The following is a 22,636-nucleotide window of genomic DNA, read 5'->3' as shown; positions in this document are numbered from 1 at the left end:
CCTACCCGCGCCAGATCCGCAGGTAGGCGTCGCGGTAGCCGCGCGGATCCCAGGACGTGGCATCGTCGACGTTCGCCGTCGTGGTCAGGTGCACCGGCGTCACGTACCCGCTCGGCGGGTGCCCGGCGAACGCGCGGTTGAGCTCGTCGACGATCTGGCTGCCCTGCGCGTTCAACGGCTCCGGGACGGTCGCGTGCTGGAACTGCCGGGCGCGGATCCGCTGGAACGCCGAAGGATCCCCGTCCCCGGCGCCGATGGAGTAGGGAGGCCCCTCCCCGGGCTTGCCGGCGGCGCGCAGCGCGGGAGCGGCGTCGGCGAAGTAGACGTCGTTGATGGCGACCGAGTACGTCCACAGGTCCCTGAAGCGGGGCAGCAGGGACGAAACCTCCTGCGGCGTGCGGGTGCCCGCGTCGGGGAGCGGGATGTTCTCGTAGGACAGGAGCCGGACGCCGGAGCAGGTCGCCAGGGTCTGCTTGATGAGCCGGGACTTGTTCTCGGCGAACGGGATCGAGGAGTCGGTGAAGATCACCACGCCCGCCCGGCCGTTCGACCGGGCGATGATCCAGTACGCGCTGATCCGCGCGACGTCCTCCACCCGGCTGGTGACGTTGGTGAAGAGGCGGGGGTTCGCGCTGGGGCCCGGCGACTTGGTCGCGTGCCATCCCACGAGCTGGATCCCGGCTGCGTTGGCCTGCTTGACCTGCTGCGCCACGGCCCCCGGGTCGAACCCGCCGATGACGATGCCCGACGGCCGGAGCGCGACCGCCTCGCCCAGGGCCACCCGGATCCCGGCGGGGGTGCCCTGGCCGTCGATCACGCGGAAGCTCCACCGTACGGACCGGGCGGCCGCCCGTACGGCGTCGGCGGTGCCGGCCACACCGGGGTTGGTCATGGTCGAGGCGACGAAGACGATGCTCTTGCCGGGGACGGCGCGCGGCCCACTCGTGGGACCGCCCCAGGGCACGTCCGTCGCCTCGGCGCGGGCGACCGCCCGCCTGGCGGTGTGCACCACGTCGTGGCACCCCCCTCCGGGGGCGGGTGGCGGGGTGCCGAGCGAGCAGCCGCCGGCGACCAGGACGAGCGCCACGAGGCGGGCGAGGTTCATGGAAGGCTCCGCACCCGGCCGGTATGCGCCCGGCGCCGCGCGGAGTAGCCGGCCAGCCCGACGGCGACGAGCAGGGTGGCGCCGTTGAACAGCGGGGTGACCCAGAAGTCCGCCCCGAGCTGGCTGATGCCCGACAGCCCGATGGCCAGGACCGCGATGGCGACGACCGTGCCCCAGGGGTTGGCCCGTCCGGGCTTGATCGTGGTGGAGCCGAGCAGCGCGGCCACGAACGCCGGCAGCAGGTAGTCCAGCCCGACGCTCGGGTTGCCGATCTGCTGCTGGGCCGCAAGGAGCACGCCCGCGAAGCCGGTCACCAGGCCGGATCCCGCGAAGGCGAGGACGACGTACCGGCGGACCGGGATCCCGACCAGCTCCGCCGCCCGCGGGTTCGAGCCGATGACGTAGAGGTAGCGGCCCACGGGGAGCCGCTCCAGCACGAGCCACAGCGCGGCGGCCAGGGCGGGCACGTAGAACGCGGGCGCCGGCAGGCCGAGGAGGGTCGAGTCGTACAGGCCGGTCAGGCCCTCGGGCAGGCCCTGCGGGCCGGGGAAGATCCGGGCGCCCCGGGTCACCCAGCCCGTGACGGCGTACAGGATGCTGCCGGTGCCGAGGGTCGCGATGAACGAGTCGATGCGCGCGAACTCCACCAGCAGGCCGTTGACCGCGCCGACCGCCGGCGCGCCGGCGAGCACGGCCAGGCAGGCCGCGGGCCACGGCCAGCCGGCGTTCACGATCAGCAGCAGCGTCATGACGTGCCACAGGCCCAGGCCGTAGCCGAGGGACAGGTCGAAGTTCCCGGTGATGATGGGGATCATCGAGCCCAGCGCCAGGACCGCGATGATCGAGTAGGCGGAGACGATCGCGGTCAGGTTGGCCATGGTGGGGAACGTGTCCGGCAGGACGAGCGCGAACGCGGCGAACAGGATGACGGCCAGCGCGAGCAGCCCGTACCCGCCGATCAGCCTGCCGGCGGAGGGCCGTCTCCGGGGCGTGCGGTCGTCCGTCAGCAACGGCCCGTCCCTGGGGTGGCCGTGGCCGCCCGGGTGAGGGCGGCGACGGTGAGGGCGTCGCCGCTCAGCTCGGCGGTCACCGCCCCGCGCGCGAACACGAGCGCCCGGTCGCACAGGTTCGCGACCTCCTCGAAGTCGGCGGAGACCAGGAGCGCGGCGGCCCCGGCCGCCAGGGCCTCGTCGAGCAGCCGGAGGATCTCGGGTTTGGCGCCGACGTCGACGCCGGCCGTGGGCTCCTCCAGGATCAGGAGCCGGCGGCGGGCCCCGAGCCAGCGGCCGATCAGCACCTTCTGCTGGTTCCCGCCGGACAGGGCGGCGAACGGCGTCTCCGGGTCGGCCGGGCGGACGCGCAGCCGCTCGACGATCGCCGCCGTCTCGGCGCGCTCGCGGCGCGGGCTCAGCGGGCTCAGCGGCGATCGGCCGCGCGCGCCGGGGTTGGCCAGCAGGTTCTCCCGCACGCTCAGGTCGGCGGCGGCCCCTTCCTCGTGCCGGTCGCCGGACACGAAACCGACCCCGGCGCCGACGGCCGCCGCGACCGAGGCCGGCCGGTACGGGCCGCCGCCGAGCAGCGCGCGGCCCGCCGCCATGGGATACGCGCCGGCCAGCGCGCGGCCGAGGTCCACGTGCCCGGCTCCCGTGAGCCCGACCAGGCCGAGCGCCTCGCCGGTCCGCAGGTCGAACCCCACCGGGCCGGCCCGCCCTGCACGCACGCCGTCCAGGCTCAGCAGGACCTCTCCCGGCCGGCGGGCCCGGCGCCGCCGGGCCCTTTCCTCGCGCCCCACGATCTCGCGCACCAGGTCGGCTGGGTCGCGGCCGGCGAGCGGGCCCTGGCTGACTAGGTGTCCGTCGCGCAGGACGGCGACCCGGTCGGCGATCCGGTAGACCTCGTCCAGCCGGTGGCTGACGTACAGGATCCCGTGGCCCCGATCGCGGAGCGTGCGCAGGACGTCGAAGAGGCGCTCGCACTCGGCGGCGGGCAGGGAGGCGGTCGGCTCGTCCAGCACGATGATCCGCGCGTCCGTGGCCAGCGCGCGGGCGATGGCGACCAGCGAGCGCTGCGCCCGCGTCAGGCGGGCGATCGGCTCGTCCGGGTCGAGGCGGGCGGCGACGATCCGGAGGGCGTCCACGCAGCGGCGGCGTACCGCGCGCCAGGAGATGAGGCCGCCGCGCCGGGGGTATCCCCTTCCGAGGGCGATGTTCTCCGCGACGGTCATCCACTCCACGAGGCCGAGGTCCTGATGGATGAACGCCATGCCGGCGGAGGCGGCCTGGCTGCCCAGGGGGTGGCCGGCCACGACGACCTCTCCCCCGTCGGCGTGGTGGACGCCGGCCAGGATCTTGATCAGCGTCGACTTGCCCGCGCCGTTGGCGCCGAGCAGGGCGAGGACGTCGCCGCGGCGGAGGTCGAGATCCACTCCGCACAGCGCGTGGATGCCGCCGAAGCTCTTGCGCAGCCCACGGATCCGGACGAGCGAATCCGGGTCCGCCGCCGTTCCCGGCCGGGGGCGCGGGTCACTCGCCATCGGGGCGGCGCGATTCCCACGCCTTGACGATCTGCGACCTGGACGAGAAGTTCAGCTTGCGCAGGACGTTCTCGACGTGGCACTCCGCGGTGCGCTGGGCGATGACCAGCGTCTCGGCGATCTGCTTGTTGCTCAGGCCCTTCGCGACCAGGTCGGCGATCTCCCGCTCCCTGCGGGTCAGGATGGACGTGGCGTCGGACTCGGGCTGGGCGCTCTCCGCGCGCCGCGCGGGCTTCTCGTCCAGCGCGTACGCGGCGGCCTGCTCGGGGGTGAGCTCCGCGCCGCGGTCGAAGGCCGCCTTGAACGCCCGCTCCGTGAGATTCCGCCGGAGGCCGGACTCGCACCGGTCGTGGGCGCCGACCAGGTGCCCGAGGCCTGGCAGCGACGTCCCGATCGACTGCCAGACCATGTGGGCGGCGCCCAGCATCTGGGCGGCCTGCTCGTACTGCTCGTCGTCGGCCAGGATCCAGGCCAGCCCCTCCAGGCACTGGGCCAGGCCGAGGTGGTCGTTGCAGCGCACCTTGAGCCGCACGGCGTCCCGCATCATGGTCACGGCCTCCCGGAGCGCGCCCTGGCGCCGCCGGTCGAGGGCCGCGACCCACAGCGCGTACGAGATCGACCATTCGGCGTTCGCGCGCTCGGCCGTCTCCAGCACCTCCTCGCAGAGCGCCGTGGACCGCGGGTCGTCCATGAGGACGGCGGTCATGGCCAGCTGGAAGAGGGCCACCCAGGCGTGCCCCCGGTGGCCGAGGGCGCGGCGGCGGGTCAGCGCCTCGTCGAGGAGCTTCATGGCCCGGGAGAAGTCGCCGGCCAGCAACGCGGCGAACCCGGTGATGTGCAGCGCGCCGGCGAGCTGGGCCTCGTCCCCGAGCCGCTCGGCCAGCGCCTGGCACTCCTCCAGCAGCGGTTTGGCGGCCTGCGGGTCGCCCCGCAGCAGGACGAGCCACGCGTCGACCCACAGGGCCTTGGCCCGCCCGGCGCTGGCGCCGGACTCCTGCGCCAGCGCCCGTTCCAGCCAGTGGTGACCCTCGCTCGGGGAGCTCCACGAGAGCCGGTGGCTCCACATCGCGGCGGCGATCTCGAGCGCGGCCCACGCCTCGCCCGGCGCGCCCAGGCAGAACTCCAGCGCGGAGCGCACGTTCCCCTGCTCCTGGATGAGGCGCCCGAGCCAGTCCATCTGCTGCTCGCCGAACCACTCGTCCTCCGCCCGCGCCGCCAGCCGGCGGCACCAGTCGCGGTGGCGCAGCCGCAGGGCCTGGTCCTGGCCGGAGGCGACGAGCCGCTTCCATCCGTACTGGCGCAGCGTGTCGAGCATCTCGAAGCGCACGTCGGAGGCCTGCCCGCGGCGCTGCACGATCGACTTGTCCACCAGCTGGGTCAGCAGGTCCATGAGGCTTTCCGGGGCGATCCCGCCCTCCGAGCACACGTGCTCGATCGCGTCCAGGCCGCAGCCGCCGGAGAAGACCGACAGCCGCTCCCACAGCGTCCGCTCCTCCTCGGAGCAGAGGTCATAGCTCCAGTCCACCAGCGCCCGGAGCGTCTTCTGGCGCGGCGGCGCGGTGGTGGGCCCGGTCGTCAGCAGCCGGAACCGGTCGTCGAGGCGCTCCAGGATCTGCTCCACGGACAGGACCAGCACCCTCACCGCCGCGAGCTCGATGGCCAGGGGGATGCCGTCCAGCCGCCGGCACAGCCGCGCCACCGCCGCGCTGTTGGCGTCGGTGACCCTGAACTCGTGCACGGCCGAGGCGGCCCGGTCCTCGAACAGGCGCACCGCCTCGTTCTCCAGGGCGCCGTCCATCGACATCTCGGCCGTCCCCGGCACGTTCAGCGGCGGGACCTCGAAGATCAGCTCCCCCGGGACGTGCAGCGCCTGCCGGCTGGTGGCCAGGACGCGCAGCTCGGGGGCCATCGCCAGCAGGTCGCCGGCCAGCGCGGCGACCTGGGGCAGCAGGTGCTCGCAGTTGTCCAGCACCAGCAGCAGCCGTTTGTCGTGCAGGTACTCGGCGAGGGAGGCCGGATCCTGCCGGGGGCATCCGACGGCGTCGGCGACCGTCTCGGTGAGCAGCGCACCCGCCACCAGCGGGGCCAGGTCGACCAGCCAGACCCCGTCGCCGTACTCGCGTGACATCTCGGCGGCGATCCGCCGCGCCAGCCGCGTCTTGCCCACCCCGCCGACTCCGGTGAGCGTCAGGAACCGGCCGGAGGTGAGCAAGCGCTTGCCTTCGGCGATCTCGTTCCTGCGACCGACGAAGCTCGTGAGCTCCAGTGGCAGATTCCCCGCACGTGACCGCGCCATCGCCCCCATAGCTTCCACAAACCTCGTCACCCGTGCGCGCCCTCGTAGGCCTCGGCTTATTGCTACCCGTGGCGGGCAACGTCATGGCAGTGCGGACGCAAACCCTGTGCCAGCCGCGATCGGGCCGGTCATGGCCATCCCAAGCGCCCTTGGGCATGATGCCGACCACGGCCACGGTGGTTGACCTGGGTGAGACGCCGTGCTGAGCTCCGTATGACGGTGGTCGCTGGTCAGCATGTCAGGTTGCCTGGCCGCTTGATATGATGCCCACGAGCGCACAAATGGTCACAAAAGAGGAGCATCGAGTAGTGACACGTGGCAGCGCGGGGTTCTCGGTGACTCCGGTGGTCAAGAGGAGCGCGGCCGCCCAAGTCGCCGACCAGCTCGTCGCGGCGATCCGCGACGAGCAGCTCAAACCCGGCGACAAGCTGCCTTCCGAGCGCGAGCTGGCGCAGAACTTCGCGGTGAGCAGGCCCACCATCAGGGAGGCGCTCGCCGCCCTGGAGCTCGCCGGGCTGGCCAAGTCCCACAAGGGCAGGGGCACGGTGATCACGGGCACCGCGGCCACCGTGGCGACCTGGGGCGTGGAGGTGCTGCCGCCGCAGGTGTTCGAGGCCAGGCTCGCGATCGAGCCCGCCCTGGCCGCGCTGGCCGCGGAGAAGCGCCACCCGGAGGACCTGGAGCTGCTCGAGGCCACGCTGGCCAAGCTGGAGACCGAGTACGCCGAGACCGGCGCCTACGCGAGCGACCTGCCCGTGCACCGGGCCATCGCCCGCGCCGCCCGCAACCCCCTGCTCGAACAGGCCCTCGAAGAGGCGCTGCGGCATGTCGCGGGGCCGTTGTGGCAGGAGCTGCGACGCCGCGCGCCGGCCGAGGCCGGTGCCCGCGAGGGCCACGTCGAGGAGTCGCGCACGGTCATCAGGCACATCCGGGAGGGCAATGCCGCCGAGGCGGCGGAGGTGTGGCGCCGGCACCTCCTGACCTACCGCAACGAGATCCTGGGGGCCGCCGCCACCGACGGCTGACCCACGTGCGCACGACGTAATTTACATTTCCCTCTCTTGGCACACTCGATTTGGCAAGAAAGTCTGGCTGGCAACTTACCAGGCAACCTTTCAAGTGAGAGGCTGGCGAGAACTTCCGCCTCGGCGGCGAGACCCTGCGCTGCCGGCCGCGCTGGCCCAGGTCAAGAGCGCCGCGGCGTGGACCGACGACAAGCTCGGAGCGCTCGGCTCCGACATCGCCCAGGCCGTCATGGCCGCCGCCCGGGGGGTCGTGGAGGGAGGTCCGCACGAGCACTTCCCGCTCAAGGTGGCCTACCGGTCCGGCGACGCGCTCACCTGGGAGCCGCGCGGCCTCGACGGCATCTCCCGAGCCCTCCGCAAGCTGAACACCGTCTGATCTCCGAGCGGGGCGCCCTGACATAATCGGACAACCATGGGCATCCTGCATATCTTCGACATGGACGGCACCCTCCTGGCCGGTTCCACCGCCAGCCTCGAGATCGCCCGCCACACCGGCACCACGCCGCGGCTCCTCGAGATGGAGGCCCGCTTCGCCGCCGGCGAGCTCGACACCCAGGGCTTCTCCGCCGCCCTCCCCGGCCTCTGGGCCGACCTCACCCCCCAGGTCGTGGCCGCCGCCTACGCCGCCGCCCCCTGGCTCGGCGGCATCGCCGAGGTCTGCGCCGACATCCGGGCCCGCGGCGAACACTCCCTGGTCATCACCATGGCCCCGGACTTCTTCGCCCGCCACCTGCTGGAGCTGGGCTTCGACGAGGTCGCCGCCTCCAGTTTCCCGCCCCTGCCCTTCACCGCGCCCCTGGACCCCGGTGGCGTCCTGACGCCCGCCGACAAGGTCCGCATCGCCGACAGCACCCGCGCCCGGCTCGGGCTCGGCCGCGAGCAGTGCCTGGCCTACGGCGACTCGATGTCGGACGCGCCGCTGTTCCGCCACCTGCCGCACACCGTCGCCGTCAACGCCGACCACCACCTCGCCGACCTCGCCGCTCTGGACTACCGCGGCGACGACCTCACCGAGGCCTACCGCCTGGCCCGCACCCTGCTCCCCACCGTCACGCCGACGCCCTGAGCCATGGGGGCCTGGCGGTCAGCGGCCGTCCAGCAGGTGGACGGCATCGCCGTAGATGGCCGGGCTCCGATCCACCTCCTCGACGAAGTCCCGCGGGAAGCCGAGCTCGAACTCCACCGCCGACTCAAGCCGCCGCACCGCCTCCTCGGGCAGCGCGAGCCCCGAGGCCCCCAGGTTGTCCTTGAGCTGGTCCACGCTGCTCGCCCCGACGATCGGATGCACCCCACGCCCGAGCACCCAGGCCAGCGCCACCTGCGAGGCCGTGACACCCAGCTCGCCGGCCACCTCGACGACCGCGCGCGCCGCGGTCCGGTCCCGCTCGCTCAGGGAGTCGGGCGACACGCGGGAGGCCGGCGCGCCGGGCTCGTTGTACCTGCCCGACAGCACGCCGCGTTCGAGGGTCCCCCACGCCGTCACGCTCATCCCGCACGCCTGCGCCATCGGCAGCAGCTCCCGCTCGGCGTCCCGCCGCAGCAGGCTGTACGGCACCTGCAATCCCGCGAACGGCGTCCACCCGCGCCACTCCGCCAGCGTGTTGGCCCGGCTGGCCAGCCAGGCCGGGGCGTCCGAGATGCCGGCGTAAAGGATCTTCCCGGCGCGGACGGCGTCGTCCAGCGCGCGCATCGTCTCCTCGATCGGGGTGTGCCGGTCCCAGACGTGCACCCAGAAGAGGTCGACGTAGTCGGTACGCAGCCGGCGCAGGCTCTGCTCCAGCGACAGCACGAGGTTCTTGCGGTGGTTGCCGGCGGCGTTGGGGTCGGTGCGGTCGCGGCTGCCGGTGTACTTGGTGGCCAGGACGAAACGGTCACGGCGTCCTTGGAGCAGCTCGCCGACGACGTTCTCGCTCTCGCCGTACATGGAGGCCGTGTCGACGACGTTGCCGCCGGACTCGGCGTACAGGTCGAGGATGCGCCGCGCCTCCGGCGACACCTCGCGGTAGGTCATCGCGCCGAGGAACAGCTCGGAGACCCTGAGCCCGGTCCGGCCCAGCAGACGGTAACGCATGCACAGCACCTTTCAGCCACTCGGCCCTCCATGATCCACGACCCGGACACAAGCGTCGAATTCGGCGTGCTTCACCGCGCCTCATGAGCTCCGTACGGGGAGGCTGGTCAGGCCGTGCATGAGCAGCCCCGGACGCCAGGCCAGCCGCTCCTCGGGGACGGCGAGCCGCAGGCCGGGGAAACGCTCCAGCAGGTGGCGGAAGGCCACCGCGCCTTCGGTCCTGGCCAGCGAGGCGCCGAGGCAGTAGTGGATGCCGTGGCCGAACGCGACGTGCTGGCCCGGAGCGCGGGTGACGTCGAGGCGATCGGCGTCGGCGAACTGCGCCGCGTCCCGGTTGGCCGACAGGAAGGACACCAGCACGAGCTGCCCCGCCGGGATCTCCGTGCCGCCGATGGTGACCGGCTCCTTGGTGAACCTGAGGGTGGACGTGCTGACCGGCCCGTCGTAACGGAGGAACTCCTCGACCGCCGCCGGCAGCAACCCGGGGTCCGCGCGGAGCTTGGCGAGCTGGTCGGGGTGGCGCAGGAGCGCGAGCGCCCCGTTGCAGATCAGGTGCACGGTCGTCTCGTGGCCGGCGACCGTGAGCAGGAACGCGGTGTCGACGAGCTCCCGCCCGCTCAGCGCGCCCTCCTCGTCCTGGGCCTGCACCATCGCGCTGAACAGGTCATCGGCCGGCGCGGCCCGCCTGGCCTCGCAGAGCTCGCCGAGGTAGGTGATGAACTCGGTGGCGGCCCGCACGACCACCTGCGGATCCAGTACGGCGCCCTCGATGGTGGTGTTGGACCATTTGATGAGCTGCGGCCAGTCGTTCTCGGGGATGCCGAGCAGCTCCCCGATCACCATGGCGGGCAGGGGCACGGCGTAGTCGTGCAGCAGGTCGAACTCCGGGCCCACCTTGTCGAGGAGGCTCGCGCTGATCTGCTCGACACGGGGCCGCAACGCCTGGACGCGGCCCGCCGTGAACACCTTGCCCACCAGCCGCCGCAGGCGCGCGTGGTCGGGCGGGTCGACGAAGAGCATGTTGTGGGGCACCACGGCCTCGTAGCCGCTGCTGTCGCCGCCCTCCAGCTCGTTCGACTTGATCATGTCCGGGTTGTTCGTGAAGTCCTTGCTGAGGCGCGGGTCGGTGCAGGCCGCCTTGACGTCCTCGTACCGGCTCACCACCCAGACCCGTACGCCCTGCGGGGTCGCGGTGCGATAGACGGGGCGCCCTTCGCGGAGCCGCGCGAATACGGGATGCGGGTCACGGAAATAGTCCTCATCGAACAATGTCTCGATCATCGTCACCCTTTCGCGCGCGGAATGGCAGGCGTCCACCTTATGTTCGGGATCGGCCCCAGGCTATTTCCGTTTACCGGTCCCTGTTTTCGGCCGCCCGAAACCGGTCTCACTGCAACGCTTATGGCATGATCTGCAAGGGAATCGAGCGGGCTATCCAGAAAAAAGCGTGACGATGACAATCGAAAGCCGTCGCAGGCGGGCCCGCTTATACAGCGTCCTCGCGGTAATAGCTGTGGCCGCGGCTTCCGTGTATCTCAGTCACGGCACGGACGAGGTGAGCCCGGAACGCGGATCCCCCACCCCGGTGGCGCCCGTGGTCGCGAGCGCCCGGGAGACCAAGGACCCGGAGCTGGTGAAGTCCTGCGAGGACGCCCCCGACGAGAAGAGATGCGAGAAGGAAGAGGCGAAGTACGAGCGCTGCGCGGCGTCCGGCTTCGCCGGCCGCCGGTGCCGCGACAGCGACGCCCTCCACCGCGACCAGCAGGCTTTCCTGGCCGACTGCCGCCGTGCCGACGTGATCCGGCCGTTGCCGCACACGTGCGCCGAGGGCGCGGAGCCTGTCGGGGAGGCCTACCGGTACTGCCGGTTCCTGGGCAGGTCGGCGCTCCGGTGCGACAGATCCGCGAGGTATGCCGCCTGCCTCTATCGGAGCGGCGGGAAGATCTGCGCCGTTGCCGCCCCGGTCTACCGCGCCTGCCAGACGCGGAGCGTCAACGGCGCGAAGATCGCTCGTCGCTTCTGCATCGAAGGCGACATCCAGTACCAGAGATGCCGGCACGCGCACAGCGTCGGCTCGGGCAGCGACATGTGCCGGCCGGTGACGGCCGTCTACATCGACTGCCGACCGGGGGCGAAGGTCGAGGCGTGCGAAAAGGCGCGGGACGACTACGCCAAGGCGCATTATCCCCGGCGCTGATCACCCAGCCCTCAAAGGGTGTGCAGGTCGACGGCGTCGGCCATGGCCCGGTAACCGGCGGGGTTCGGGTGGAGGTGGTCTCCGCTGTCGAAGGCCGGCCGGATCCGATCGGGGTCGGCGGGGTCGGCGACCGCGCGTTCGAAGTCGGCGACCGCGTCGAATTCGCCGCCGGTCCGGATCCACGCGTTGACCGCGTCGCGGACGGCCTCGGCCTCGCCGGGGAGACCGGCCGGCAGGAGGGTGCCGCCGACGATCCGGACGCCTCGCGCGTGGGCGGTGCGGATGAGCCGCCGGTAGCCGTCGATCAGGTCGGCGGCGCTGACCTTGACCGCGGGGGTGGTGCAGGGGGTGGGGTCCTGCATGCCCAGGAGGATGTCGTTGATGCCCTCCAGCACGATCACGGTCTTGACGCGAGGTTGGCCCAGAACGTCCCAGCGGAAGCGCGTCAGCCCTCGCTCGCCCAGGCATGCCGAGTCGTTGAGCAGGCGGTTGCCGGCGATGCCGAGGTTGAGCACCGGCCGCCGGCCGTTCAGCCTGCGGGCCAGCGCGTCCGGGTAGCGGTCGTCGGCGTCCTGGGTGGCGGCGTATCCGTCGGTGATGGAGTCGCCGAAGGTCGCCACCGCGGCCGCGCCGCCGTACACGTCCACTCCCGACAGGTAGAACCAGGAGCTGTTGGTCTCACCGAAGGCGGCCGCGCCGAGGTCGCCGGTGTGGTCGCCGAAGGCCCGGTAGGAGGTGGCCATGGCCAGGTTGTGGTAGGTGGACGGTCCTGTGGCGCCCTGGAAGTACAGCGTCACGGTCAGCCGCTCTCCCGGCTCGACCGCGAGCCGGACGGGGTCGCTGGCGACCTGCCCGCCGGTGGGGACGGCGACGGAGGCGGCGTGCGCGAAGGTCAGCGGGCGGAGCGTGCTCGCCTGTACGGCGGCGCCCGCGCCGGCCTTGCCCACGCTGGCGCCGGTGAGCCGGAGCGGGGTGGTGCCGTAGGCGTTGGAGAGCCGGATCCGGACCGCCGAGCCGCCGGCGGTGACCCGGACCGCCTGCCGTACGGAGTGGTCGGCGAAGCCCTTCTCCGCCCAGGTGGGATACCAGACGTCGGCCGACGGCTGCTGGACGCCGGTCGCCCAGGCCGCCGCCCACCTGCCGGTCGCCGCGTCGGCGGGTGCCGGTGCCGCCGCCAGGGCGGCCACCAGCGCGGCGGCAGTCGCGATTTTCAGCATGTTGGTGCTCTTTTCAGTCCAGGACGGGGAAGTTGGCGCGGAAGACACCGTAGGGATCGCACCGGCGCTTGATCTCGCGCAGCCGGGCCAGGGTGTCGGCGGGGAAGGCTTGTGCGGCGTCGTCCGCCGGCGCGAGGAAGGTGTACGGCTTGCGGCCGCTGACCGCCTGGCCCATGGCCTCGACCAGGGCCGCCTGCCTGGCCCGCACCGCATCGGCCAGGTGGGGCAGCCGCAGGCCGAGCAGGTAGAGCATGTACGGCTCCGCCAGCGCGCCACCCGCGCCACCGGCGGGATCGGCCTCGGCCAGCGCCCCGCCGAGATGCCGGACCTGCAGGTTCAGCAAGGGTGCGAGTTCGGCCTCCGCGAGGGCCTGCACGGGCAGGTCGGTCAGAAGTTCGGTCCGGGCCAGCATGGGGCTGGGCTCGACCGGCTCGGCCGCGATCGTGCCCAGGTCGGCGATGTCCATGGAGCCGCGGCTGTCGGAGAGGCTGCCGCCGATCTCGTCGAAGGCGGTCAGCAGCGCCTTGGCCTCGGCGTCGCCGCCGAGGTAGGTCACGTCCACGGTGACCAGCGGCGGCGCGGGCGGCGGCGGCGCCATCCGGTTGATCCACACCGACAGCTCGCGTGGCGCGTCCGCGGTGATCCGGCGGAAGGCGTCGAACACCGCACCGGCGCGGGCGGCCGGCCAGGTGATGCGCCCGCCGTACACGCTGGGCGCCGGGTACAGCGCCAGCTCGATCGAGGTGACCAGCGCGTAGTCGCCGCCGCCGCCGCGCAGCGCCCAGAACAGGTCGGCGTCGGAGTCGCCGGTGACCCGTACCTGCTCGCCGTCGGCGTCGACGATCTCGAAGGCGCGCACCGAGTCGGCGGCCCAGCCGTACATGCGGCCGAACCACGAGACGCCGCCACCGGCGACGAACCCGGCGACCGTCACGGCCGGGCTGCTGCCGGCCGGCCCGGTGAGGCCGTGCCTGCCGGTCTCGGCCAGCAACCGGCCCCACCGCACTCCGGCGCCGACCCGGGCGATGCGCGCCCGCGCGTCGACCTCCACCCGGTCCAGGCGGCCGGTGCGCAGCAGGATCACGCCCTGCGCGTCGCCCGAGGCGCCATGGCCCGACGGCTGGGCGGTGACCGTCAGCCCGGCTTCGCGGGCGTACCGCACCAGCGCCGCCACATCCGCCGCGTCCTCGGCCTCAACGACGGCGGACACCGGCTGGTGGACGCCCACCGCCCACGGGCGGGCCGCTTCGTCGAACCCGTCCTCGCCGGAAAGCAGCACACGCCCCCGGACCGCATGACGTAGATCCATAGCTGTCGTCTCCTTACGGGATCACCTGGGGTTACCAGGGAAGAGGGCCTTCGTGCTGGACGAAGCCGGCGGTGGGGCCGTCGGCGTCCAGCAGCGCCATGGCCACGATCGGGGCGGCGCCCTCTTCAGGGGTCTTGATGCCTTCGTTGTGGTTGATGTCGGTCTTGACCCAACCCGGGTCGACCGCGTTGACCTTGATCGGGGTGTCCCACAGCTCCTTGGCGTAGGACACGGTGATCATGTTGAGGGCGGCCTTGGAGGAGCAGTAGACGAGGTTGAGCATCGGCCACAGCGGATGGGACTGGTCCAGGGTGCGCCCGATCGAGCCGCGTTCGCTGGAGACGTTCACGATGCGTCCCGCGGGTGAGCGGCGCAGCAGCGGCAGCATCGCGTTGGTGACCTCGATGACGCCGAACACGTTCGTCTCGTAGACCTGGCGGGCCTGCGCGGTGGTGGCCTGGCTGGGCGGTCCGTCGTCGAAGGTGATCCCGGCGTTGTTGACCAGGATGTCGAGCTTGCCGTACTCCTGCTCGATCCACTGTGCCGCGGCTCGGACGCAGGCCGCGTCGGTGACGTCGAGCCGTACGTACGGCAGGCCGAGCCGTTCGGCCGTGGCGCGCCCCCGCTCCTCGTCACGGGCGCCGATGATCGCGGTGACTCCCGCGTCGGCGAGCTGGCGGGCGATCTCGGCGCCGATGCCCTTGTTCGCGCCCGTGACGAGCGCGACCGTTACCATGCCGCACCGGCGATCTGCCGGGTGGAGGCGTTCAGGCGATTCCACAGGTTGACGGTGGAGATCGTCATGATCAGCGCGGCGAGCTCGGTCTCGGAGTAGAGGTCGGCGACCTCGTCCCACAGCTCGTCGCCGACCTGGCCGCCATCGGCGAGCCGGGTGACCTGCTCGGCCAGTGCCAGCGCGGCGCGCTCGGCGTCGGTGAAGTACGGCGCCTCGCGCCACGCCGCCACGGCGAACAGCCTCTCGTCGCTCTCGCCCGCCTTGCGCAGGTCCTTGGCGTGCATGTCGACGCAGACGCTGCAGCCGTTGATCTGGCTGGCCCTGAGCAGCACCAGGTCCACGGTGACCTTGGGCAGCCCGGCCTGGTCGGCGGCCTTGCCGAGGTCCAGGAGCGCCTTCATGGCGCCGGGGAGGACGAGGGCGGGGTTCTTCATGCGTGCCTGCATGGGAGCCTCCTCATGCGTGGTGATCGGCTGATGTGACCAGCATGGGGAGGGCGATCCATACGATCGCGATGCGATGTCGATGCATCGCCTATGGGGGCCTCTGTTACCAAAGGGGCAAATGTATGATTCGCGGGTGGATGTGCGGCTGACGATCCTCGGCCCGGTCGAGGTGTCAGCCGGTGACCGATCGCTTCCCGCCCTGGCCCCGCGTCACCGCGCGTTCCTGGGCTACCTGCTGCTGCATGCCGGCGTCGTGCTGAGCGTCGAGCGGCTGATCGACGCGATGTGGGGGCCGACGCCGCCGGACACGGCCCGTGCGCAGGTGCACGCCGCGTTGACCGCGATCCGGCGTACGCTGCGCGCCGCGGACGCGGTCCACCTGGTGCAGACCCGGCCGGCGGGATACGTGATCACTCCGGGGCCGGGGCAGCTCGACCTGCGGGAGTTCGCCAGGCTGGTGGCGAAGGCGGATACCGAGCTCGTGGCCGAGACCGACGCCAAGCTCGTGGCCGAGGCGGATGCCGGGCCGGGCGCGGCCGTGCGGACGTTGCGGGAAGCGCTCGCCTTGTGGCGTGGGCCCGCCTTCGCCGACGTCCAGGCCTATTTCGCCGAGGGCGCCAGGGCCCGGCTGGAGGACCAGCGGCTGGCCGCGATCGAGCGGCTGGTGGAGCTGGAGCTCGCCGCCGGAAGGCACGCGGAGCTCATCGACCTGCTGGCCACCGAGCTGGCCGCGCATCCCTTACGGGAACGGCTGGCCGGACAGCTGATGCTGGCCCTGTGCCGCGCCGGGCGTCAGGCGGACGCGCTCGCCGTCGGCCGTGACTACCGCCGCAGGCTGGCCGAGGAGCAGGGACTTGATCCGAGCCGCGCCTTCCTGGCTGTGGAGGAGACCGTCCTACGCGGTGACCCACCCACGGCTGCCGCCATCCGGCCCGCGAAGCCCGCCACGGCTACCGTCCTCCGGCTCACAGAGCCCGCCGCGTCCGCCGACATCCGGCCCGCAGAGCCCGCCGCAGCTACCGGCATCCGGCCCACGGAGCCCGCCACGTCCGCCACCGCGACCGGGCCCGTGGTGGCCGGGCCCGTGGTGGCCAGGCCGGTGGCGGCGTTCCTTCCGTACGACATCGCCGATTTCGCCGGCCGTTCCGTCCAGCTGGTGGAGCTGTGCGAGGGCGCCTCCCAAGCGGTGACGATCGCCGCCATCGACGGCATGGCCGGCATCGGCAAGACCGCGCTCGCCGTCCACGCCGCGCACCGGCTCGCCGACCGCTACCCCGACGGTCAGCTCTTCATCGACCTGCACGCCCACACGGCGGGCCAGCGCCCGCTCGGGCCCGCCGAGGCACTGGAGGCGCTGCTGCGGCAGCTCGGTGTGGCGACCGAGCGCATCCCCGCGTCCATGACGGAACGGGCCGCCCTGTGGCGGGCCGAGCTGGCCGGCCGCCACGTGCTGCTGGTCCTGGACAACGCCGACGACACCGCCCAGATCCGCCCCCTGCTGCCCGGGGCCTCGAACAGCCTGGTGCTCATCACCAGCCGCCAGCGGCTCACCGACCTGGACGGCGCGCGAACCCTGTCCATGGACGTGTTGCCCCTGCCCGACTCCGTCGCGCTCTTCACCGGCATCGTGGGCGAGCGCGCGGCCGCCGAACCCGAGGCGGTCGCGGAGGTCCTGCTGTTGTGCGGGTTCCTGCCGCTGGCCGTACGGATCGCCGCCACCCGGCTGCGACACCGCCCTCGCTGGAGCGTCGCCCAGCTTGCCGAACGCCTGCGGGACGAGCGCCGCAGGCTCACCGAGCTGGCCAGGTCGGAACGCGGCGTGGCGGCCGCGTTCACCCTGTCGTACCGGCAGCTCACCGCCGACCAGCAGCGGCTCTTCCGCCTGCTCGGGCTGCATCCCGGCCGCGACATCGAACCCCACGCGGCCGCCGCGCTCGCCGATCTCCCGGTGGAACGCACCGAGGACCTGCTGGAGGACCTGCTGGATGCGCACATGCTCCAGCAGCGCGCCTTCGGCCGCTACACCTTCCACGACCTGCTCCGCCACTACGCCGCGCAGCTCGCCGCCGAGCAGGAGCCGCCGCATGTCGGGCAGACGGCGCTGACCCGGCTGCTCGGCCACCAGCTGTCCACGGCGTCGGCCGCCATGGACGTGCTCTACCCCGACAGCGCCCACCGGCGACCGCGCATCGAGCGAACCGCGCCGCCGCCGGTCCCCCTCCAGGACGCGCCGCAGGCACTGGCCTGGCTGGACGCCGAACGGGCCAACCTCGTCCTGGCCGCCGATCGCGACCTGACGCACACCGGTCTGCTGGCCACCACGCTGTACCGCTACCTCTACGACCACGCCCACCACGACGATGCGCTCGCTCTGTACGGCAAGGCGCTGCAGGCCGCCCGCCGCCGCGAGGATCCGACCGGTGAAGGGCGGGCACTGACCGATCTCGGCTGGGTGCACCAGGTGCAGGGCAGCCATGACGTCGCCCGTGACCACTTCGACCGAGCCCTGGCCGCCTGCCGTACATCAGAGGATCTGCGAGGTCAGGCTCGGGCGCTGGTCGGCATAGGCCAGGTGAGTACGGACGAAGGCGAGCACGAGCGGGCCAGGGAGGCGAACCTGCGCGCCCTCGAGCTGTTCCGCGAGATCGGCGACCGGTTCGGCGAGGCCGTGACGCTGGACTACCTCGGCATCGTCCACGAGCGGCTGGGCCAGTACGCACGCGCGGCCGACCTGCACCGCCAGGCGCTGGCGCTGTCCCGGGAGATCGACAGCCGAGGCGGTGAGGCCGACGCCCTGGACAATCTCGGCGTGGCCTGCACCCGGCTGGGCCGCCACGCCGAGGCCCGTGACCATCACGAGCAGGCGCTGGAGCTGTATCGGCGCTTCGGCTACCGGCGAGGCGAGGCCAAGGCACTCAACAACCTGGCCGAGGTCGCGGCGACCACGGGCGACCCCGGCCAGGCCGTACGCCTGCACACTGCCGCCCTCGACCTGGCCGTGGAGCTGAACAACCCAGGCGAGGAAAAGCGCGCCCGCCAGGCCCTCGCCCGGCTCCTCCCCACATCGGAACCCTCCGACCACAGGTGATCGGCACCTCGACGGCAAAGCTCCCATCCCCCAACACAGAACCGATGATCGCGATGACGATCCACTCGTCCCACTGACCAGCGGCCCCACCGCCACGGGGGACTCGCTGACGGCGGCCGCGGTGGGCCTGGTCCGCCGCGCGTCGCGGGCGTGGTGCGCGGCGCGTTGGATGGTGTGCTCGCCCTGCCGGAAAGTCCGCGGCACCTCGTCATCAGGTGACCCGCCCATCTGCGGTGTCGCCAGGTGCCGCCGGCCAGGGCATGCGGTGGACAAGGCTGTCGCGCAGCCGGGTGAGAGTGGCGATGCGCTTCTCCAGCTCAGCCACCCGCTGCGCGGCTACGGCGTTACTGGCGGCGCACGGTGGCGCATGGCAGAACACCTCGGGCAGCTCAGCGTCGAGATGGTCCAGGAACGACTTCACATCTTCGACGGTGAACCCGCAGGCCAGCAGCTCACGAATGTTGCGGACGCGGAGGGTCGCACCGGGCTCGTACACGCGATGTCCCGCGGTCGTACGGCCGCACTCCAGCAGGCCCTGCTCCTCGTAGTAGCGCAGGGCACGGGTCGTGGTTCCGGCCTCCGCGGCCAGTTCACCGATGAGCATCACAGGCACCTCCGAGTCCACCCGCACGGCTTCACGTTCACGTCAAGGTCAAGTCCCGAGCCGGACCACCGTCTTCCCGGTGTATGCGCCCTTCACGAGATCGAGGAGGGCCTGCGGCGCGTTCGCGAGCCCGTCGATCAACATCTCGTCGTAGACGATCGCGCCTTCGCTCAGCCAGGTACGGAACTGCGTGTCGAACTCCGGAGCACGGTCGAGATGATCGCTCGTGGTGAAGCCGCGCAGGGTGAGGCGCTTGCCGATCACGCTGAGCAGGTCGCCCGGCCCGTCGCCAGGACGGCTCTTGCCCTGCCGGTTGAGGGCTCCGCACAGCGCGATGCGGCCATGCGGGTTCATGACCTCGATCGCGGCATGCAACTGTTCGCCGCCCACGTTGTCGAAGTAGACGTCGATGCCTTCGGGGGCGGCCTCGCGCAGCCTGTCCACGATCGGGCCGTCGTGATAGTCGAAGGCCGCATCGAACCCGAGTTTGCCGGTCAGATGGGCGACCTTCTCGATTGATCCGGCGCTGCCGATCACCCGGGACGCCCCCTTGAGCCGGGCGATCTGACCGGCCATGCTTCCGGTCGCTCCAGCCGCGCTGGAGACGAAGACGGTGTCGCCGGGCCGTAGCTCCGCGGCATCCATGAGCCCGACATACGCGACCAGCCCGGAGCCAAGGTAGGGAGAAGGCGTCGAGTAGGCGGTGCGGTCAACGCGACGGAACAGCCCGGCCTGCCCCACGGCGTACTCGCGCCAGCCGAACCGATGCATCACCAGGTCGCCTGCGCCAAGTGACGGGTCGGCAGAGGCCACCACCTCACCGATGGCGGCTCCGTACATCACCTCACCGATCTCATAGCGGGGCATCGGCAGACCAGAGATCCCCGCGATCAACATGAGCATGCCGGGCTCGAGCGACATGAACAGATTGCGGACCAGTACCTGACCCACTGCGGGATCAGGGACAGCGACCTCGGCGATCTCGAAGTCGCCGGGATCGGGCAGGCCCTCCGGGCGTGCGACAAGCCGGACCTCCAGTCCGGTGCGGGAGAATGTCGTGCTTTTCGAAGGTGTGTCCATGCCGACGACGGTAGGGGTTGACCCATACGTGAAGGTCAACCCGTCCGCCTGCGGAATGAATCCGGAAAGGCCCATCCCGACGGGTATAGCGTCTGACACGCGAAGTTGATCACGAAGGGTGCCTGCCATTGGACCTGCAAGACACACGGCTGGACATGTCTCACGGTGAGCGTGTCAGGAGATACAGCGGGGTCGCGAGCGCGTTGGCGTTGCACAGTGACCGGCAGCTCGGCGAGGCGCTGGAGCAGGCGCAGACTCTGGGAACGGGAATCGGCGGCACCTCGGTGCTGCTGGACATCGACGGCGTGCCGGTCTTCGCCAAGCGAATCCCGCTGACCGACCTGGAGCGCCGCGCGGGCAACGTGATGTCCACCGCGAACCTGTTCGGGCTGCCTCCGTTCTGCCAGTACGGGATCGGTGGGCCGAGCTTCGGTGCGTGGCGTGAACTCACGGCCGGCATCATGACGACCAACTGGGTCCTGGCCGGGCGCAGTGCGGCCTTTCCGCTGCTGTATCACTGGCGGGTGCTGCCGGGTGCGCCGCCACCCATCGACGAGCACGCCGACGTCGAGGCGGTCGTGCGGTACTGGGAAGGATCGCCGGCGGTACGGGATCGTCTCCACGCCGTTGCCCGGGCCTCGGCCGGCATCGTGCTGTTCCAGGAGTTCATCCCCTACAACCTCGACAACTGGCTCGCCACTCAGCTCACCGCCGGCCAGGACGCCGCGATCGCGGCAAGCGCCATGGTCGAGTCGTGCCTGCGCACCGACGTGGCCTTCATGAACGGCCAGGAGTTGATGCACTTCGACGGCCACTTCGGCAACATCCTCACCGACGGTGAACGCCTGTACATCGCCGACCTCGGACTGGCGACCTCCCCTCGGTTCGACCTGTCCGCGCAGGAGATCGAGTTCCTGGAGCGCAACCGTACCCACGACATCGGTTACGCGCTGATGCGGCTGGTCAACTGGCTCGTCACCAATATCTGCGGGGTGAAGGTGCCGCAGAACGGCATACCGGCAGAACGTAACGAATACATCCGCGCGTGCGCGGACGGCGCGGACCCCGCTGGTGCCCCGCCGGCTGTAGCCGCAGTGATCCGCCGGTACGCACCCGTGGCGGCGGCCATGAACGACTTCTACTGGGACCTGTACGGCACCCGCAGGACAACGCCGTACCCGAGCGAGAAGATCGAACGCGCCATGAGCGCAATGCGCTGATCCCCACCCTGACCGGGGTCTTCTCTCTCCCTCATATCACCATCCTGAACATCCGTGTGGAGATGACGCGATGAGCGAAGTGATCTCTCGGGCGTCAGCCCGGGTTCTGCTGATCGACCCTGCCGGCCGGATCCTGCTCTACCGGGGCAGGTTTCTGCAGGTAGAGGGTCTGCGCTATGCCTGGTTCACGCCGGGAGGAGGCGTGGATCCTGGCGAGAGCGCGCAGCAGGCCGCCGCCAGGGAACTGCGAGAGGAACTCGGGTATGTCGTGGCCTCGGAAGCACTCGGCCCGGTGGTGGCGACGAGCGAGGGCCCGTGGTCCGAGGGCAGGCGGCGCTTCTTCTCCCGCGACTTCTACTTTGTGCTGCGGGTGAATGGGCTGGACGTGGATACCTCCGGTATGGACGAGGAGGAGCGGGCGGTGACCGACCGCTTCCACTGGTGGACCCAGGCCGAGTTGCTCGGGCCGCCCCCGGATGGAGAGGAGGTCGTGCCCCGGGATCTCGGCCCGCTGGTGGCGCGGCTCGCGGTCGGGGACCTCCCGGCCTCGCCGATCGTCCTGCCGTGGCACCTGCTGGGATGATCGGTAAGGCGGGAACCGCAGACGGTGTCGCGTGTGACGCCGGGAGAGCACCTTGAGCGAGGACCGGAGTCCGGCGAGACAGCAGCTGCCTCCCGTCCGGACCCAGCGCGGTACTGCGCCGTCAGTGTCCTTCGACTTAGAGCGTGCCAACGCGGGCGTTATGGCCCACCACAATCCGAAGACCGGCTGCTTCGGGCCGTGCCGTGATCTTGATCAGGGCCTGCCGGCACCAGGCACAGGAACGGAGAAGGTCAGGATCTGTCCGGTACGAGATCCGGTGGTCAGCCGCTGGAGGTTGTCCGTGACGCCATCGGACTGGCGCCACTCGGCGGTCAGGACGAACAACGTACGCCGGTCCGGACCGCCGAGCATCAACGCGAACGGTGCCCGTTCCTCCGGCAGTTCGATGCGCTCGAGGATGTGGCCGCCCTCGGCGACGCGGGCGATCGAGGACCCGCCGGTGGAGACCCATACCGCGCCTTCGGCGTCCAGGCAGATGCCGTCCGGGGCGACGCCGTCGGCGAAGATCCGCCGGTTGGACAGCCCTCCGTCCGCATCGATGTCGAACGCGGTGAGCCGTCCGGCGAATGACTCGGAAACGATCAGCGTCCGGCCGTCGGGCGTGATGACCATGCCGTTGGGAAACTGGATGTCGTCGGCGACCTGGCGCAGTTCGCCGTCCGGCGTGACGAGCTTGATGTAGCCGGGCTTGGGCGCGCCGCCACCGGCGAAGTCGAAGTCCGCCCCGTTGATGTAGATGTTGCCGCGCCCGTCCACGACGATCTCGTTGCCACCCTGTTCGGCGACGGTGACCGTCGACCCGTCCGGCTCCTGACGGCGCAACTTGTCCCCGGTCATCAGCAGCCTGCCGTCAGGCAGCCAGTCGATGGAGTACCCCATCGGCACCGGGCCCCGTACGGAGGCGACCTCTGACTTGCCGTCAAGGTCGACGGCCACGACTTCCCTGTCGATCCAGTTGCAGAACCACAGCCGGCCCTCGTGCCACCGCGGCGACTCGGGAATCCCCAGGCCCGTCAGCAGAACCTTCGGCTCGGACATGACGCCTCCTCACTTCGCCCGGCTACACCGACCGCAGCCCGGCTTTCCTGCCCTTTACACGAACGAC

Annotated in this window: 20 protein-coding genes; 7 read left to right on the top strand and 13 right to left on the bottom strand. The window is 71.5% G+C overall.

The genetic code is table 11. From position 1 onward, the window contains the following. Position 1: 1 nt before the first annotated feature. The 4 genes from ABZX61_RS25060 to ABZX61_RS25045 are packed head-to-tail and all read right to left on the bottom strand — an operon-like array spanning position 2 to position 5,934. Entirely contained in the window at positions 2–1,105 is a 1,104-nt protein-coding gene (locus ABZX61_RS25060; protein ID WP_355198092.1) for a substrate-binding domain-containing protein, read from the bottom strand. Continuing rightward, positions 1,102–2,115: an ABC transporter permease gene (locus ABZX61_RS25055; protein ID WP_355198090.1), complete on the bottom strand. Its 1,014-nt coding sequence runs from the start codon at positions 2,113–2,115 to the stop codon at positions 1,102–1,104. The genes ABZX61_RS25060 and ABZX61_RS25055 overlap by 4 nt, the downstream gene beginning before the upstream one ends. Beyond that, positions 2,109–3,638, bottom strand: a complete 1,530-nt coding sequence (locus tag ABZX61_RS25050; protein ID WP_355198088.1) for a sugar ABC transporter ATP-binding protein — start codon at positions 3,636–3,638, stop codon at positions 2,109–2,111. Before ABZX61_RS25050 ends, ABZX61_RS25055 begins: the two co-directional genes overlap by 7 nt. Beyond that, entirely contained in the window at positions 3,628–5,934 is a 2,307-nt protein-coding gene (locus ABZX61_RS25045) for a LuxR C-terminal-related transcriptional regulator (protein WP_355198087.1), read from the bottom strand. Before ABZX61_RS25045 ends, ABZX61_RS25050 begins: the two co-directional genes overlap by 11 nt. A gap of 308 nt (positions 5,935–6,242) precedes the next feature. Here ABZX61_RS25045 and ABZX61_RS25040 point away from each other — a divergent pair, with 308 nt between their 5' ends. The 3 genes from ABZX61_RS25040 to ABZX61_RS25030 all read left to right on the top strand — a co-directional run bounded on the left by ABZX61_RS25040 (position 6,243) and on the right by ABZX61_RS25030 (position 8,025). Further along, positions 6,243–6,959: a GntR family transcriptional regulator gene (locus tag ABZX61_RS25040; RefSeq protein ID WP_355198085.1), complete on the top strand. Its 717-nt coding sequence runs from the start codon at positions 6,243–6,245 to the stop codon at positions 6,957–6,959. 94 nt (positions 6,960–7,053) lie between these two features. Beyond that, positions 7,054–7,335, top strand: coding sequence for a hypothetical protein (locus ABZX61_RS25035; protein WP_355198083.1), 282 nt, complete (start codon positions 7,054–7,056; stop codon positions 7,333–7,335). A gap of 36 nt (positions 7,336–7,371) precedes the next feature. Next, the gene (locus tag ABZX61_RS25030) at positions 7,372–8,025 is read left to right on the top strand and encodes a haloacid dehalogenase-like hydrolase (protein ID WP_355198081.1); all 654 of its coding nucleotides are present in this window, start codon (positions 7,372–7,374) and stop codon (positions 8,023–8,025) included. Positions 8,026–8,043: 18 nt separating this feature from the next. Here the strand turns inward: ABZX61_RS25030 and ABZX61_RS25025 are convergent, their stop codons facing one another. Both ABZX61_RS25025 and ABZX61_RS25020 read right to left on the bottom strand, forming a co-directional pair. Beyond that, entirely contained in the window at positions 8,044–9,030 is a 987-nt protein-coding gene (locus ABZX61_RS25025; RefSeq protein WP_355198079.1) for an aldo/keto reductase, read from the bottom strand. 81 nt (positions 9,031–9,111) lie between these two features. Then, positions 9,112–10,311, bottom strand: a complete 1,200-nt coding sequence (locus ABZX61_RS25020) for a cytochrome P450 (protein WP_355198077.1) — start codon at positions 10,309–10,311, stop codon at positions 9,112–9,114. A 247-nt stretch (positions 10,312–10,558) separates the two neighbouring features. Between ABZX61_RS25020 and ABZX61_RS25015 the strand changes: the two genes are divergently transcribed. Next, a complete protein-coding gene (locus ABZX61_RS25015) occupies positions 10,559–11,227 on the top strand; it encodes a hypothetical protein (RefSeq protein ID WP_355198075.1) in 669 nt (222 codons plus the stop codon). Between the two features lie 11 nt (positions 11,228–11,238). Here the strand turns inward: ABZX61_RS25015 and ABZX61_RS25010 are convergent, their stop codons facing one another. The 4 genes from ABZX61_RS25010 to ABZX61_RS24995 are packed head-to-tail and all read right to left on the bottom strand — an operon-like array spanning position 11,239 to position 14,935. Next, on the bottom strand, positions 11,239–12,444 hold the full coding sequence (locus tag ABZX61_RS25010; protein WP_355198073.1) for an SGNH/GDSL hydrolase family protein: 1,206 nt from the start codon (positions 12,442–12,444) through the stop codon (positions 11,239–11,241). Between the two features lie 13 nt (positions 12,445–12,457). Beyond that, positions 12,458–13,753, bottom strand: coding sequence for an FAD-dependent oxidoreductase (locus ABZX61_RS25005; RefSeq protein ID WP_355198072.1), 1,296 nt, complete (start codon positions 13,751–13,753; stop codon positions 12,458–12,460). A 31-nt stretch (positions 13,754–13,784) separates the two neighbouring features. Then, complete coding sequence (locus ABZX61_RS25000) at positions 13,785–14,489, bottom strand: SDR family oxidoreductase (protein WP_355198070.1); 705 nt, start codon at positions 14,487–14,489, stop codon at positions 13,785–13,787. Beyond that, a complete protein-coding gene (locus ABZX61_RS24995) occupies positions 14,483–14,935 on the bottom strand; it encodes a carboxymuconolactone decarboxylase family protein (protein WP_350726930.1) in 453 nt (150 codons plus the stop codon). Before ABZX61_RS24995 ends, ABZX61_RS25000 begins: the two co-directional genes overlap by 7 nt. A 133-nt stretch (positions 14,936–15,068) precedes the next feature. Between ABZX61_RS24995 and ABZX61_RS24990 the strand changes: the two genes are divergently transcribed. Next, on the top strand, positions 15,069–18,023 hold the full coding sequence (locus tag ABZX61_RS24990) for a BTAD domain-containing putative transcriptional regulator (RefSeq protein ID WP_355198068.1): 2,955 nt from the start codon (positions 15,069–15,071) through the stop codon (positions 18,021–18,023). 211 nt (positions 18,024–18,234) lie between these two features. On the opposite strand, the gene ABZX61_RS24985 is transcribed toward ABZX61_RS24990, so the two are convergent. Both ABZX61_RS24985 and ABZX61_RS24980 read right to left on the bottom strand, forming a co-directional pair. Then, positions 18,235–18,627, bottom strand: a complete 393-nt coding sequence (locus tag ABZX61_RS24985) for a MerR family transcriptional regulator (protein WP_350726928.1) — start codon at positions 18,625–18,627, stop codon at positions 18,235–18,237. A gap of 48 nt (positions 18,628–18,675) precedes the next feature. Then, complete coding sequence (locus tag ABZX61_RS24980; RefSeq protein WP_355198066.1) at positions 18,676–19,707, bottom strand: NADP-dependent oxidoreductase; 1,032 nt, start codon at positions 19,705–19,707, stop codon at positions 18,676–18,678. 203 nt (positions 19,708–19,910) lie between these two features. On the opposite strand from ABZX61_RS24980, the gene ABZX61_RS24975 reads away from it, so the two are divergent. Both ABZX61_RS24975 and ABZX61_RS24970 read left to right on the top strand, forming a co-directional pair. Then, positions 19,911–20,927 carry a serine/threonine protein phosphatase gene (locus ABZX61_RS24975; protein ID WP_355198064.1) on the top strand — a complete coding sequence of 339 codons (1,017 nt, stop codon included), beginning with the start codon at positions 19,911–19,913 and terminating at the stop codon, positions 20,925–20,927. 70 nt (positions 20,928–20,997) lie between these two features. Then, positions 20,998–21,510 (top strand): NUDIX domain-containing protein, encoded by a 513-nt coding sequence (locus tag ABZX61_RS24970; protein WP_355198062.1) that lies wholly within the window; start codon positions 20,998–21,000, stop codon positions 21,508–21,510. A gap of 213 nt (positions 21,511–21,723) precedes the next feature. On the opposite strand, the gene ABZX61_RS24965 is transcribed toward ABZX61_RS24970, so the two are convergent. Next, entirely contained in the window at positions 21,724–22,569 is an 846-nt protein-coding gene (locus tag ABZX61_RS24965; protein WP_355198060.1) for an SMP-30/gluconolactonase/LRE family protein, read from the bottom strand. Between the last annotated feature and the right edge of the window lie 67 nt (positions 22,570–22,636).

The sequence above is a fragment of the Nonomuraea sp. NPDC003709 genome (assembly GCF_040610775.1).
In the GTDB taxonomy this organism is placed as follows: domain Bacteria; phylum Actinomycetota; class Actinomycetes; order Streptosporangiales; family Streptosporangiaceae; genus Nonomuraea; species Nonomuraea angiospora_A.
The sequence above is the reverse complement of the archived record's forward strand: the minus strand, read 5'-3'. Positions and strand labels throughout refer to the sequence as shown.